Raw genomic sequence first — 13,583 nt, forward strand, 5'->3', positions numbered from 1 at the left:
TAATCAGCCATCGTATAATTCTTATCCATATTTGCGTCCATCTGTTACCTTGGCTTACAGGTCAGCCTTAGAATCAGTGTATTCATTTCCGGTGAATCAACAACGCTATATTAACCGGTAAGGAGTTCTGTATTTAGGTGAAGCCCGGCCATGGACGATGGAGTCCATGGTCTTTTTTGCATATTTAGAAGGTTTAAGGGAGGGGTTAATATGTCGGAAATACATCAATCGATCATTCAGCAGCTTCGGACCATTGAATCTGAAGAACAAGTCCGCATTTTGTATGCGTGTGAATCGGGGAGCCGGGCTTGGGGATTTCCATCCAAAGATAGTGATTATGATGTTAGATTCCTATACATACGGAGACCTGAGGCGTATTTATCTATTTTTGAGCACAGGGATGTAATAGAACGGCCGATCAGTGACATGCTTGATATTAACGGTTGGGACTTGAAGAAGGGGCTTAATCTATTTCGGAAATCTAATCCGCCTCTGCTGGAATGGTTAGAATCACCGATTCGCTATGAAGAAAAATACGCTGTAGCCGAAAGTATCCGTGAACTCTCGCCACAAAGCTTTTCGCCAAAATCATGCATTTACCACTATTTGAACATGGCGCGAGGAAATTACCGGGATTATCTGCAAGGCAGTGAGGTTAAAATCAAGAAATATTTTTACGTATTAAGACCACTCTTAGCATGCGCTTGGATTGAAAAATACAACGAAGTGCCGCCGCTCGATTTTAATGTGCTTGTACAGGATTTGATTCCACAAGGTTCAGAATTACAGGAAGCTGTGCAGAACCTGTTATCTCGTAAAATGTCCGGTGATGAACTAAATCTGGAGCCGCGCTTGGATGTTATCAATATTTATTTGGAGGAGAGAATTGCTCATTACGAGGCGGTTGCTTCTGCTTTTGAACAGAGTGTTGGTGTTATGGATGAAGCGTTAGATGTCTTGTTCCGATCAGCACTGATAGAGGTCTGGGGAGAAACGGGGCAATGGAACTGGTAAGTTCACAATTCAATAATTGTTAATTAAGGAGAGATAAAGCTTATGCATTTGATTATCAAGGCGACGGGGTCAGGAGCAGGGATGTTGTCCCATCTGCTGGCTAAAAACCAGCCGGGAATCGGTGGAACGTTTTATTCGTAAAGAGCCGATAGAACGCGTACATGAATGTGTGCTTGCTGCGCTGTCTTTGGAGTCTGATCCTGTAGATCCACGGCTGTAGAGAATAGAATAGAAATGAGTTATGAATTGAGGTAGAAATATAATGTTAAGCAATGCTACAGAAGTGTCGTTAAGCAAATTTATGACTAAATTGCTCCGGCATACTCCAGAGCAGTATGGCCTTATTTTGGACCCTGAGGATGGTTCCTGTACGTTGGACGATTTGTTGTCCGTGCTTGTGAAAGCTCCTAGATGGTCTGAGGTGACTGTGGGAGATATTCAGCAAGTGGTTGCCAGCTGCGAGAAGCAACGATTTGAAATCAATGGAGATCGAATCAAAGCTCGGTACGGGCATAGTCATACCAAAATAACCTATGATCCGGGAACTCCGCCATCTACGCTTTATCACGGAACTCATACTGGCGTTCTTTCAGTTATTTTGGAAGAGGGACTCCAATCAATGGGACGCCAATATGTTCATTTATCCGAAGGGACACATTTTGCCAGTCTGGCCGGAAGCCGCAGAGGGAAATTGATTCTACTGACTGTTGATACGATTAGCGCTGGTCAAATGGGTGTAACTTTTTATTGTGCGGGTAATGAGGTATGGCTGGCGGACCCAATTCCGGCTTCCTGTCTTAATGTGTATACCCCATTATAGAATTAGAACAACGTTTGGTTAGGAGGCATACTCACATGGATGGAATTTCAGATCACCTAGATCACGGATTACAGATTGTATTTATTGGTTTTAACCCGAGTATTCGTTCAGGTGAAGTGGGGCACCATTACGCGAATCCACGAAATAATTTCTGGAGAATCTTGCACAATTCAGGACTTACTCCTCGGCTATACGACGCGTCTGAGGACGGGGAACTACTTAAGCTGGGTTATGGTTTTACGAATATTGTTTCCAGGCCTACACGCGGAATCGACGATATTACCCGTGAGGAATATAATGAGGGCCGCGAATTGCTTCGCTCCAAGCTGGAATTGTATCGCCCACAGGTCGCCTGTTTTGTAGGAAAAGGTGTATATACAGAGTTTAGTCGTAGGACTAAAGCAAACTGGGGATTTCAAGGGGATGTACCTCCGAAGGTAGACGGTGTACGTGAATTTGTAGCTCCCTCTTCCAGTGGATTAGTGAGGATGCCTATGGAGGAGATCATAGGGATTTACCGTAGGTTAGCCGAGTTTACGCAAGAAAGCGACAGATGAGATGATGTGTTTGGCTGCAGAGTTATGGGCTTGAAGAAGTATGAACTTCAAACAAGAAACGAGCAAGTTTCCAGATTGGAAACTTGCTCGTTTTTATTACTTCAATGGACTAGCTGATGCGATTGTTCCTGTACGATACTAATCCGCAAATAATACATCAAGTCTCGATCAACAACAGAATGATAGAGGATAAGGATAGACAAACGCTGATCAAGCATAACACGGCAACGACTTGTTTCTGGCTCAAACCTGCACGAAGCAGGCGGTAATGAGCCTGGGTAGCGTCGGCCTGATAAATGGACTTGCCTTGGATAAAGCGTTTGACGACGACAAAAATATTGTCGAAGATCGGAACGCCCAGCGCCAGAATCGGGATGAACAGCGACAGGGCCGTAGCTTGCTTAAACGCACCGTCGAGTGCGATTACCGCAAGGATGAAACCTAGAAAGGTAGCCCCGGCGTCGCCCATAAAGATTTTGGCAGGCGGTTTGTTATAGCGTAGATAAGCAATGGTGACACCGACGAGTGCAATCGCCATAATCGCAGAAGAGGATTGCCCCTTAGTTAATGCGACAATAAATAGTGTTATGGCCGAAATAGCAGTTAAGGCGCCAGCCAAACCATCCATACCATCCGAGAAATTAATGACAGTGGTTACGCCGAAGATCCAGATAATCGTCAATAGAAACTGTAATACAACGGGTAGAACGATATAATCCCCTGAGAAGGGGTTGTAGAAGCCTGTAAATGCGTTGCCGGAAAGATAAACAAGAACAGCCGCACTAACCTGCACAATCATTTTGGGCAGTGCCGGGAAATCCTTACCTTTTGTTTTGTACCAATCATCTATGGTGCCTATGGTCAGCAGCAGTACGCCCCCTGCAAACAGCGCGACGGTTTCCATGGAGAATTCACGGGCAAATACCAGATAGGTAATGAAGAATCCAATGAATATGGCGTAACTGGCCGTAAGCGGTATAGGCTCTCTATGAATTTTACGCTCAACGTCCTGACGAGGCTTGTCCACAAAATCGAGTCGGAAAGCTAGTCTGCCGAGCGGCGGAATTAGAAAGTAGACGATAGAAAAAGACATTAGAAACGATAAAACGTATAATATGACGCTCACCACCGTTTTCTTTTTAAAATAACACAATTCGCTTAAAACTACCTTAAAAAAGTAAATTTTTGTCGTCTGACTGATAAGTTGACTTGATTGTATCACTGTAGTACCTTTTTGAGAAAAGAGTTTTGGGGGATATTTATGAAATACGACGTTATTTTATTCGATGCTGACGATACACTGTTTGATTACGGAATGGCAGAAAGTCACGCGTTATCTAACGCATTTCTACATGTTGGGATGCCCACAGGTGCTGAGGATTATGCTGCCAGTTATCAGGAGATTAATCATGCGCTGTGGCGTGATTTGGAGCAGGGGAAGATTAGTTCTGCTGCATTACGCGTGGAACGGTTTAATCGGTTATTCGCTGCGAATGCGCTGGAGCTAGATCCTGAGGCGTTTAGTGAAGCGTATCTACGTTTCTTAGGCGAGGGAACCTTTCTGATCCAGGGAGCGATCGAGCTGTGCGAGGAGCTTGCCGGCTGTCGATTAGCAATTATTACGAACGGAATTAAAGAAGTGCAAACTTCCAGAATTCAAGGATCACCGCTTAGTGAAACATTTGAGCAGATCATTATTTCAGAGGAGGCTGGTTGTCAGAAGCCGGAGACAGGGATTTTTGATTATGCTTTTGCTAAATTGGGAATTTCGGATAAGGAAAAAGTACTGATTGTAGGGGACTCCTTAACCTCTGATATTCAAGGCGGAATCAATTATGGGATCGATACTTGCTGGTTTAACCCGCTCGGTAAAGAGAATACGTCGGGTGTTCAACCGAAATATGAAATTCGAGTTCTGTCGGAGCTCTTAGACATTGTAGGCAAGACAACGGATCTTCAATAAAAAATAAGGTGTGAGCGCATCAGCGACTCACACCTTTTATTAAGTGAGCTGAAGAATCTTATTGCCGAGTATCCAGCGGCTTCAGATAAGCTTCGATTTGCTGGCGTTTCGATTCCAGAAATGGTGGCAGTGCAAGAGATTCGCCCAAACTTTCCATTGGCTCATCTGTTGCAAAGCCTGGCCCGTCTGTAGCTAGCTCAAAAAGAATGCCGTTAGGCTCACGGAAGTAAAGGGAGCGGAAGTAGAAACGATCCACGAATCCGGAGTTAGGAAGCTGAGCTGTGCGTATATGCTCGACCCATTGCTTCAATTCCTCCTCGTTATCCACGCGGAATGCGACATGGTGCACACCACCTCGTCCCAAATGTTCCTGCTCTAGATCATTGCGTTCCTCTAGGTGAACCTCTGCACCTGATCCGCCTTCTCCAGTCTCAAATACAATCACATCTGGCTGGCCCGCAATGGTTGAAGGATAAGTGCCTTTGCGGCGGAAGCCAAGCAATTGCTCCAGTACAACCGCCGTATGCTCTGCACTTTCTACTGTAAGATGTGCGGGACCTAGACCAACAATCCCATTTTCAGCAGGTACCGGGCTTTTAGCCCAAGGGATGCCACCGGCAACACCATTATCATTTTCGTCGGATACTAGAATGAAACGTTGCCCTTCGTGATCACGGAAGGCTAAAGTCTGGCGGCCACCGATTGTTTGAATCGTTTCATGCTCTACGTTAAGCTCGGTGAAACGCTGCTCCCAATAGGTAAGTGAAGCATCATTTGGCACTCGAAGGGAGAGCGCGGAGATGCTGTTATTGCCTGCACGGTTGCGGCCCGCCATTGGGAGTTCGAAGAAAGTTAATTCGGTTCCGGGATTACCCTTCTCATCACCATAGAATAAATGATACACTGAAATATCATCCTGGTTTACTGTCTTTTTAATGAGACGCAGTCCAAGTACTTCGGTATAGAACCTAAAGTTTTCTTGCGCTTTACCTGTAATTGCGGATACGTGATGTAGTCCTTTTAATGTTAATGTCATGTGTAATTACCTCCGTGTAAATGCTAAATGTGAGTAAGTTATATTGTGATCTTTAAAAGATTTAGTGAGTATTATTAAGTTACTATAATTTTAATAGTAAAATGCGATTTTTGCAAGTAGATGTTTATGCATCATAAAATCCAGTTCATATATAAGGAGAGTGTACAATGCACACAACAACTAGCTTGATGAAACAATTGCAGGAGCTAAAGCTTGATCCACACGGGACTATTCTGGTCCATTCCTCTTTAAAAAGCATTGGGGAAGTAGATGGAGGCGCGAACACAGTACTGGATGTACTCAGTGAATATATGAAGGACGGACTGCTCGTATTGCCAACTCATACTTGGGCTTATATTAATGCAGACAATCCAAGGTTCTCTGTTCAAGATTCCCCATCTTGTGTAGGGATATTACCGGAGTTATTCCGTAAACGTCCAGGTGTTGTTCGCTCTTGGCACCCGACGCATTCTGTGGCGGCTTTAGGTGCAGATGCTGAGGAGTTCACTACGGGGGATGAACGCTGGGATACGCCGTGCGCCCGTGGTTCAGCATGGGGCAAGCTACTTGATCGAAAGGCGGAAATTGTACTGCTGGGAGTCGATCTTCGGCGGAATACGTTCATCCATGGCATTGAAGAGTGGGTCGATATTCCAGGCAGAATGACGGATACCCATGAGGAGCTATATACGGTGACGCCGGGTGGAGATGAAATCATGGTGCCTTCTCGCAGACATTGTGGCCTCTCTTGGTCGGAGCATTTTTGGAAGGTGGAGCGTGAGCTTGAAGAGGGCGGTGCCATGCGCAAGGGTAACTTTGGAGACGCGTTAGTCAGGGTATGTGGGACGGTAGAAACGACGGATATTCTAAGCCAGATGCTGACAGTGAATCCGGACCTTTTCTCGGATAATGAGCCACTGCATGGGGAGGACAAGCCGGTACCACTTCCAAAGACTAGGGCGTGAGCAACCTTAGAAGAGGCTAATTGAATGACGATAAAGCATTTTTCAAACCACACAATCTGGAAGCCGCTATCAATGTATGGTATATTAATCTCACTAAAACATAGTAAGGAGATTGGAAATGGAAAAAACTTTGGTTTTTGGACACAAAAATCCGGATACGGATACCATTTGTTCTGCAATTGCTTATGCTGCACTCAAAAAGGAATTGGGCTGGGATGCTGAGGCCGTTCGTCTGGGCGAGGTTAGTGGTGAAACGCAATTTGCGCTTGATCGTTTCGGAGTCGCTGCTCCTCGTCTGGTAGAGAACGTAGCTGGTGAAGCAAATCAGGTTATTCTTGTTGACCATAACGAACGCCAACAAAGTGCGAATGACATTGATCAAGTGCGCGTGGTTGAAGTTATCGACCATCACCGGATCGCAAACTTTGAGACTGCACATCCGTTATACTATCGTGCTGAGCCAGTAGGCTGTACAGCTACTATTCTTAACAAGTTGTATAAAGAAAACGGAGTTGCTATTCCTAAAGAAATCGCCGGATTGATGCTGTCTGCGATCATTTCTGATTCCTTGCTGTTTAAATCACCAACTTGCACTGCGGAAGATGTAGCTGCAGCACGTGAGCTTGCTGAAATCGCTGGTGTAGATGCTGAAAGCTACGGTCTCGACATGCTGAAAGCTGGAGCTGATCTTAGCGACAAGAGTATCGCTCAACTGATTTCCTTGGATGCAAAGGAATTCAAAATGGGTGAATACAAAGTTGAAATCGCTCAAGTGAACGCGGTAGATGTTAATGATGTTCTCTCCAAACAAGCTGAACTGGAAACTGCACTTACTTCCATTATTGCTGAAAAAGAATTGGATCTGTTTTTGTTTGTAGTTACAGATATCCTTAATAATGATTCCGTAGGTCTGGCTCTGGGTCGAGTTGCAGGTGCAGTAGAAACGGCGTACAATGTTAAGCTTGATGACAATAAAGCACTTCTCAGAGGTGTAGTATCCCGTAAATCGCAAATCGTTCCTGTTCTTACAGAAACAATTGCTAAGCTGTAACACATTTTGATAATTGCACTCTATTCGGTGCAGTAGCATTCATATAAGAGCCACGTCATCCATTGAAAGTTATAAGGGTGACGTGGTTCTTTTTGTTTTACGACACATTCTGCTACAATACTTTGAGAGGTAAGAGTAACAACCAACATCTGGAATATAACAAAGAGATAGGGGATATTAAGAATGGAATTGTTTGCAACACTCGAGCAGGACGATTACGAGGAACTGTTATTTTGTCAGGATAAAGCATCAGGATTAAAGGCAATCATCGCCATTCATGACACGACATTAGGGCCCGCACTGGGTGGAACACGGATGTGGACCTATGCTACAGAAGAGGAAGCGATTGTTGACGCACTTCGATTAGCGAAAGGGATGACGTACAAAAATGCAGTATCCGGCCTAAATTTAGGCGGTGGGAAAACGGTAATTATAGGGGATCCCAAGAAGGATAAGAATGAAGCGATGTTCCGTGCTTTTGGAAGATACATACAGGGCTTGAATGGACGTTACATAACAGCCGAGGATGTTGGCACTACAGAAGAAGATATGAACATTATTTATCAGGAGACAGATTATGTTACAGGTACATCTCCTACTTATGGTTCATCGGGCAATCCGTCACCAGCGACGGCTTACGGCGTATACCAAGGGATGAAGGCAGCGGCCAAAGCAGCGTTTGGCAGTGATTCGCTCGAAGGAAAGACTGTAGCCGTTCAAGGCGTTGGGAATGTGGCTTTTTCGCTGTGTAAGCATCTTCATGAAGAGGGCGCTCAGCTTATCGTAACCGATATTCATAAAGAAGCTGTGGGGCGTGCAGTAGAGGCTTACGGCGCCAAAGCAGTCGATCCCGCAGATATTATCAGTACAGACTGTGATATCTATGCTCCATGCGCACTCGGAGCAACGATCAATGATGAGTCCCTCCGGGTAATTAAGGCGAAGGTGATCGCAGGCGCAGCCAACAATCAGTTAAAAGAGGCCTATCATGGCGATACTCTGCACGAAATGGGCATTGTGTATGCTCCTGATTATGTGATTAATGCTGGTGGCGTTATTAATATTGCGGATGAACTGAATGGTTATAATAAGGAACGTGCATTTAAGCAGGTTTCAAAAATTTACGATAACATCACCCGCGTGCTGGAAATCTCACGTCTAAATGGAATTCCTACTTCTGTTGCGGCAAATCAGCTTGCAGAGGAGCGGATTTCCTTATTAAGAAATACTCGTAGTACTTTCTTGCGTAACGGTCAACATGCTCTTAGCAGAAGATCACTACGGGGATAAGGTGCATAGGTACTTAAATTAGTCTTTCACAAGCAAAAACGCCGTTGGTGTCCTTAAAGGACGTCAACGGCGTTTTTGCTTGTTATTGTACCTTTTGTGGTTCTGGGTAAGTGACACCCAGTGTGTCGACGGTTACTTTCTTCATCACTGGTGGCTCTTCTGGACGATCTGAACTGTCTGTTTTCAAGCCAACAATGGATTTAACCACGTCCATGCCTTCGGTAACTTTACCAAAAGCGGCATAGCTTCCATCTAGACTAGGATAAGCTGCATCCATAATAAAGAACTGGGAACCGGCAGAATCTGGAGCCTGCGATCTTGCCATGGACAGAACACCTTCCGTATGCAACAGGTTATTAGTAAACCCGTTTCCGGAGAATTCTCCAGCGATGCTATATCCTGGACCACCCATACCGGTACCATCAGGGTCACCGCCCTGAATCATGAAGTCAGGCATCACTCTATGGAATATGGTGCCGTCATAAAATCCTTTTTGAATCAGTGAGATGAAGTTGTTCACAGTGTTAGGGGCAACTTCAGGATAAAGCTCGGCTTTGATGATGCCTCCGTTATCCATCTCAATAGTCACAATGGGGTGGCTTGCTGTAGCTGAAGGGAGTCCTTCGTTAGCGCCAGCATTTGTCTCGCTGCTTGCGTTATTTCCTGCTGCCCCACTGCTGCTTCCATTATTACTGCTGGCATTGTTATTGGTAGGCTTATTACCGCAACCTGCTGCAATAACCATCACCAGGCATAACATGACCATTAGGATAGCAGATCTTGCTCGTGTAGACTTCACTAATCAATCTCTCCTTTTTCTTGAATAATCTCGTAGGTACTTCTCATAATAACCTCTTTGTCCCTTTACATGCAAAGGTCAGTTGTGACATGTGGGATTGGCACATTCTCAAAAGAGGTTTACAATAATAGGAATGTTTCCGCGAGAACATCAAGAAAGGATGTGTAGATCATGCGCTTTTCATGGAAACGGAACTTGATCGTGCTTTGGGTGGGTGTCTTTTTTTGTAGTACGGCGTATTCGATCTCTATTCCGTTCCTCTCTATTTTTTTGAGTGACGAGCTTGGGGTTACGAATCATTTGGAAATTTGGTCTGGGGTTAGTTTTGGGATAACCTTTCTAGCCAGCGCTTTAATTTCTCCCTACTGGGGTTCCCTCGCCGACAAATATGGTCGGAAGCCGATGCTTATTCGCTCGGGCTTCAGTTTGGCAGCCTTATATCTGATTAATTACTTCGTGCATGATCCTTACGTCTTTCTGATCGTGCGCGTACTACAAGGATTGCTTGCTGGATTTGTTCCGGCTGCGATAGCCATGGTGGCTACGAACACACCTGAGGATAAGACCGGTTATGCGCTGAGTATTATGTCTACAGCCGGAGCAACGGGCAGTATCATTGGTCCATTGATCGGCGGTGTAGTGAGCTTTTACACAAGCAATCGGGTTGCTTTTTTATTCTCAGCAGGTATTGTACTCGTTTCGGCACTTATTGCTACTTTTTTTGCTAAAGAAGAGAATTTTGACCGATCTGCTCCGAGGTCTCATGTAAGTGATGATATCAAGGAAGCGCGAAGCAATCGCGCATTTATGACTTTGCTATCGCTGGCGGGGATAAGCACCTTTTCTGTTATGATTCTGGAGCCGCTTATTCCGATACATCTGCTAGATATGGGAATCGCCAAAAGCAGCGCCTCGCTAAGCTCAGGAATTGTATTCTCCGCTGTGGGTATTGCTACTGTGCTAATGGCTCCGCAGTGGGGGAGAATCGGAAGCCGGAAGGGCTTCGGGATGATCTTGTTCATTGGATTAATCGGTGGAGGTATCGGTAATATTCTGCAATTCTTTGTTACAGGGTATGTGGAATTCGCCGTTCTTCGTTTTGCCTACGGCTTGTTCTATGCAGGTGTGCTTCCATCTGTAAATGCAATGATTGTACAAGTTATTGAGCCCGGGTTTCGCGGACGTGCTTTTGGTCTCAACCAAGCGGCATCTCAACTCGCGACAATGGCCGGGCCTATTATAGGCGGTTTACTTGGGGCTTTTATCCAGATCCGCTGGGTGTTTGTGATCAATGGGGTGATGCTGCTTGTAGCAGCGGTATTGGTTAAGACCCGTAAGCTGGATTCCCAAATTGCAGCAGCGCGTTCAGTAGAATAACCGGCAGCTCAAGAGTAACCCTTACTGAGGAAAGTACTCATATTGAAAAACAAATAAAGCCGCCGGATCCTAGCCCGGCGGCTTTATATAGTCTAATCTCCCTGTGATCCGTTTAAGACGTCCGTTCCAGGCATGCCATCAACTGGTGGTGAAGCAGGGTCGATGATGGATCCTGGATACACCTCATCTGCGTCAGGAATATCTTCCAATGGAGGATCCTCCTCTTCCATCTCTAGCAGCTCCTCGTCCTCAGCATTATCGCTGCTTGTTAGTCCTGCCGTTTCAGCAGCCAGGAATGCATCGGATTCCAGCAAGTCATTTCTTTCGAGTGTTTCCTCAGGTTGGTTTAAACCAATATCAGCCGCCAAATATTTATCGCCAACCAACACGGGGTCGGCATCTTCATTGACAACATCCTCTACATCAATATCAGCTTGAATATAACGCTCATATGCAAAATCGGCTTCAGTTTTATTAGGTGAATCTTCCATAGCCGTTCACTCCCTTGGTAGGTTAAGATTTGGACTTCTCATATGTATCTTTACCCGATTGCCTATGATCGAATCGTTTTATAAATAATCAGGGAATAACGCCGATAAATAACGTCTTTTTTCGAGAAAATTTACAAGAATAGGCAGGAATAGTGCGAAGGTTGTCGAAATTAAGAATCATATATGATCATTTAAACAACTAATGAATTACTGAGGTGCTACGATGAAGTTGCCAAAACCAAAGATAGCGGCTACTTTGCTATTATTTCTATTGCTAACAGCAATAGTGCCTTACGGTGCGGCGATAGTGAGTGCTGGATCATCAGACTCTGCGCTGCCAAGTTGGGAGATTAGATTTGGAAATACAGAAGCAGAGACTGTCGAAGAAGCTGTAGCAGCTTCAGATGATGAATGGATTCGCGTAACGCCTCATAATCACAAACCAGAGATGCCAAAAGGTACATCCTCAGCGTGGCTCCGGTTTTCTTTGCCGCAAATGAGCGAGAAATCCGCGTTGTTCATTAATAAGGTATATGGAAATAGCGTCAAAGCTTATGTGAATAACGCGTTAGTATATGATTCTGAGAATAAATACAATTTCAACGGCAGCAAAATTCTAATTCCTTTATCCACAGAAGATGGAGGGAAGGAACTATACATATGGACACACGGAGGAAGCAAAGATTTAGGAATAGAAGGCGAAATAAGAGTAGATCGCTACAGTGAGCTGTTGTCCATTTATGTGAAGCAGGGCTTAATGGATATCATCATTGGGATGACGTTTATCTTTATAGCTATTGTCCTGTTTATTTGTTCATTATTCTTGAGAAAAGGATTTTTTACGGCCGGATTTTTGTTGGTGTTAATTCTCTTATCCATTGGAGTCATAGTGGTTACGTATTCTTCGTTTTTGCCGATCATTCTCGGGGATTATGGGAAAATCGTGCTTGTATTCTTTGATTTAGCATTGTACACCTTGTTGCCATCAGTAACCTTTTATTTTGAGAAAATATTCGGTTCAGGGAAAAAACAAATCGTCACCCGATTCCGTAAGTTTCAATTGGTTTATTCTATATTCAGTCTTTCACTAATGGTTATTAATATCCTTCTGTCGTATCAGCTGGAAGACTTTTATAGATTCATGACTGCTGATATTCTAGGCATCATTATGATTGTGCAATTTATATTATTGGTAAGCTTAGCGTTTATTCATACTTATCGCGGCAATGGGGATGCAATTGTTTTTACTACAGGATTTACAATCTTTGCATTTATATCTCTTGTCGAATTGATCGTATACTACATATCCAGAGAATCCTATCAATTATATTGGTGGAAGTGGGGGATGATGGTTTTCGTATTATCCTTAATCGTCATTCTGGGGAGAAGGTTTACGAGAAACCATGAACAACTCGTTGAATATTCTCGTAAGCTTGAGACGTTTAATAATGATTTACAGCGTTCCGAGAAAATGGAGATTATAAGTGAATTGGCAGCTTCTGTAGCGCATGAGGTACGGAATCCTTTACAGGTAACCCGTGGTTTCCTTCAGATCCTAGGAGAACGCTCAGATTATAAGGAGAGGGAATATATGCAGATGGCTATCGCAGAACTGGATAGAGCTACGGTTATTATCTCAGACTTCCTTACCTTTGCTAAGCCAGGGCTAGAGACCATTGAGAGGCTTGATGTATCCGAGGAGTTACGGCATGTGTCGGGTATTCTCGCTCCGCTTGCGAATTTGCAAGGGGGAGTCATTGAACTCAACCTGCAGTCGGAACTCTGCGTGATTGGATCATCTGCCAAATTTAAACAAGCGTTTATTAATATTATAAAAAATAGCATCGAAGCTTTGCAGGATAATGGACTTATTAGAGTTATGGCCTGGAAATCCGAAGCCCATGTAATGATTAGTGTACGTGATAATGGAGAAGGGATGAATGGTAGTGAACTGGCCCGATTGGGTGAGCCCTATTACTCTAATAAAACAAAAGGAACAGGACTTGGACTTATGGTAACCTTCCGAATAATTGAGGCGATGGAAGGGACAACGGAGTTTCATAGTGAGAAGGGGGAAGGAACGGAGATTATCATTAAATTGCCAACGGCTAGAAAAAATTAGGAGAATTTAATGATTATTCCGTTTTTTAGAAGGAAAGGGTAGCATAGTGAGCGAAGTAGTAACACACAGAATATTGTTTCTGAAACTTCCTTCTGAGG

The 13,583-nt window shown here is 44.3% G+C and carries 14 protein-coding genes; 10 read left to right on the top strand and 4 right to left on the bottom strand.

The window, feature by feature from the left end:
* Window positions 1–210 precede the first annotated feature (210 nt).
* The 4 genes from H70737_RS04585 to H70737_RS04595 all read left to right on the top strand — a co-directional run bounded on the left by H70737_RS04585 (window position 211) and on the right by H70737_RS04595 (window position 2,391).
* A complete protein-coding gene (locus H70737_RS04585) occupies window positions 211–1,014 on the top strand; it encodes a nucleotidyltransferase domain-containing protein (RefSeq protein ID WP_042185126.1) in 804 nt (267 codons plus the stop codon).
* Between the two features lie 121 nt (window positions 1,015–1,135).
* Complete coding sequence (locus H70737_RS30590; protein ID WP_231573387.1) at window positions 1,136–1,234, top strand: hypothetical protein; 99 nt, start codon at window positions 1,136–1,138, stop codon at window positions 1,232–1,234.
* A 42-nt stretch (window positions 1,235–1,276) separates the two neighbouring features.
* A complete protein-coding gene (locus tag H70737_RS04590; protein WP_042185128.1) occupies window positions 1,277–1,834 on the top strand; it encodes an RNA 2'-phosphotransferase in 558 nt (185 codons plus the stop codon).
* Between the two features lie 35 nt (window positions 1,835–1,869).
* Window positions 1,870–2,391, top strand: coding sequence for a mismatch-specific DNA-glycosylase (locus H70737_RS04595; protein ID WP_042185130.1), 522 nt, complete (start codon window positions 1,870–1,872; stop codon window positions 2,389–2,391).
* Window positions 2,392–2,548: 157 nt separating this feature from the next.
* On the opposite strand, the gene H70737_RS04600 is transcribed toward H70737_RS04595, so the two are convergent.
* Window positions 2,549–3,484, bottom strand: a complete 936-nt coding sequence (locus H70737_RS04600) for an MraY family glycosyltransferase (protein WP_042124401.1) — start codon at window positions 3,482–3,484, stop codon at window positions 2,549–2,551.
* Between the two features lie 168 nt (window positions 3,485–3,652).
* Here H70737_RS04600 and H70737_RS04605 point away from each other — a divergent pair, with 168 nt between their 5' ends.
* Window positions 3,653–4,354: a YjjG family noncanonical pyrimidine nucleotidase gene (locus H70737_RS04605; protein ID WP_042185133.1), complete on the top strand. Its 702-nt coding sequence runs from the start codon at window positions 3,653–3,655 to the stop codon at window positions 4,352–4,354.
* Window positions 4,355–4,412: 58 nt separating this feature from the next.
* Here the strand turns inward: H70737_RS04605 and H70737_RS04610 are convergent, their stop codons facing one another.
* Window positions 4,413–5,390: a ring-cleaving dioxygenase gene (locus H70737_RS04610; RefSeq protein ID WP_042185135.1), complete on the bottom strand. Its 978-nt coding sequence runs from the start codon at window positions 5,388–5,390 to the stop codon at window positions 4,413–4,415.
* A 167-nt stretch (window positions 5,391–5,557) separates the two neighbouring features.
* On the opposite strand from H70737_RS04610, the gene H70737_RS04615 reads away from it, so the two are divergent.
* From H70737_RS04615 to H70737_RS04625, 3 genes are all read left to right on the top strand, one after another.
* On the top strand, window positions 5,558–6,355 hold the full coding sequence (locus H70737_RS04615; protein ID WP_042185136.1) for an AAC(3) family N-acetyltransferase: 798 nt from the start codon (window positions 5,558–5,560) through the stop codon (window positions 6,353–6,355).
* 118 nt (window positions 6,356–6,473) lie between these two features.
* On the top strand, window positions 6,474–7,406 hold the full coding sequence (locus tag H70737_RS04620; protein WP_042185139.1) for a manganese-dependent inorganic pyrophosphatase: 933 nt from the start codon (window positions 6,474–6,476) through the stop codon (window positions 7,404–7,406).
* Between the two features lie 183 nt (window positions 7,407–7,589).
* The gene (locus H70737_RS04625; protein WP_042185141.1) at window positions 7,590–8,696 is read left to right on the top strand and encodes a Glu/Leu/Phe/Val family dehydrogenase; all 1,107 of its coding nucleotides are present in this window, start codon (window positions 7,590–7,592) and stop codon (window positions 8,694–8,696) included.
* 82 nt (window positions 8,697–8,778) lie between these two features.
* On the opposite strand, the gene H70737_RS04630 is transcribed toward H70737_RS04625, so the two are convergent.
* Window positions 8,779–9,462 carry a peptidylprolyl isomerase gene (locus H70737_RS04630; protein WP_042193340.1) on the bottom strand — a complete coding sequence of 228 codons (684 nt, stop codon included), beginning with the start codon at window positions 9,460–9,462 and terminating at the stop codon, window positions 8,779–8,781.
* 204 nt (window positions 9,463–9,666) lie between these two features.
* Here H70737_RS04630 and H70737_RS04635 point away from each other — a divergent pair, with 204 nt between their 5' ends.
* Complete coding sequence (locus H70737_RS04635; RefSeq protein WP_042185144.1) at window positions 9,667–10,872, top strand: MFS transporter; 1,206 nt, start codon at window positions 9,667–9,669, stop codon at window positions 10,870–10,872.
* Window positions 10,873–10,964: 92 nt separating this feature from the next.
* Here H70737_RS04635 and H70737_RS04640 read toward each other — a convergent pair whose 3' ends face one another.
* Complete coding sequence (locus H70737_RS04640) at window positions 10,965–11,363, bottom strand: hypothetical protein (RefSeq protein WP_042185146.1); 399 nt, start codon at window positions 11,361–11,363, stop codon at window positions 10,965–10,967.
* 223 nt (window positions 11,364–11,586) lie between these two features.
* On the opposite strand from H70737_RS04640, the gene H70737_RS04645 reads away from it, so the two are divergent.
* Window positions 11,587–13,485: a sensor histidine kinase gene (locus H70737_RS04645; protein ID WP_052404163.1), complete on the top strand. Its 1,899-nt coding sequence runs from the start codon at window positions 11,587–11,589 to the stop codon at window positions 13,483–13,485.
* Window positions 13,486–13,583: the final 98 nt, after the last annotated feature.

It is taken from the genome of Paenibacillus sp. FSL H7-0737, assembly GCF_000758545.1.
In the GTDB taxonomy this organism is placed as follows: domain Bacteria; phylum Bacillota; class Bacilli; order Paenibacillales; family Paenibacillaceae; genus Paenibacillus_AQ.

Excerpts from the sequence above, each read along its gene's own strand:
- H70737_RS04585 (WP_042185126.1), top strand. The coding sequence starts at position 211 with ATGTCGGAAATACATCAATCGATCATTCAGCAGCTTCGGACCATTGAA.
- H70737_RS04590 (WP_042185128.1), top strand. The coding sequence starts at position 1,277 with ATGTTAAGCAATGCTACAGAAGTGTCGTTAAGCAAATTTATGACTAAA.
- H70737_RS04595 (WP_042185130.1), top strand. The coding sequence starts at position 1,870 with ATGGATGGAATTTCAGATCACCTAGATCACGGATTACAGATTGTATTT.
- H70737_RS04600 (WP_042124401.1), bottom strand. The coding sequence starts at position 3,484 with ATGTCTTTTTCTATCGTCTACTTTCTAATTCCGCCGCTCGGCAGACTA.
- H70737_RS04605 (WP_042185133.1), top strand. The coding sequence starts at position 3,653 with ATGAAATACGACGTTATTTTATTCGATGCTGACGATACACTGTTTGAT.
- H70737_RS04610 (WP_042185135.1), bottom strand. The coding sequence starts at position 5,390 with ATGACATTAACATTAAAAGGACTACATCACGTATCCGCAATTACAGGT.
- H70737_RS04615 (WP_042185136.1), top strand. The coding sequence starts at position 5,558 with ATGCACACAACAACTAGCTTGATGAAACAATTGCAGGAGCTAAAGCTT.
- H70737_RS04620 (WP_042185139.1), top strand. The coding sequence starts at position 6,474 with ATGGAAAAAACTTTGGTTTTTGGACACAAAAATCCGGATACGGATACC.
- H70737_RS04625 (WP_042185141.1), top strand. The coding sequence starts at position 7,590 with ATGGAATTGTTTGCAACACTCGAGCAGGACGATTACGAGGAACTGTTA.
- H70737_RS04630 (WP_042193340.1), bottom strand. The coding sequence starts at position 9,462 with ATGGTCATGTTATGCCTGGTGATGGTTATTGCAGCAGGTTGCGGTAAT.
- H70737_RS04635 (WP_042185144.1), top strand. The coding sequence starts at position 9,667 with ATGCGCTTTTCATGGAAACGGAACTTGATCGTGCTTTGGGTGGGTGTC.
- H70737_RS04640 (WP_042185146.1), bottom strand. The coding sequence starts at position 11,363 with ATGGAAGATTCACCTAATAAAACTGAAGCCGATTTTGCATATGAGCGT.
- H70737_RS04645 (WP_052404163.1), top strand. The coding sequence starts at position 11,587 with ATGAAGTTGCCAAAACCAAAGATAGCGGCTACTTTGCTATTATTTCTA.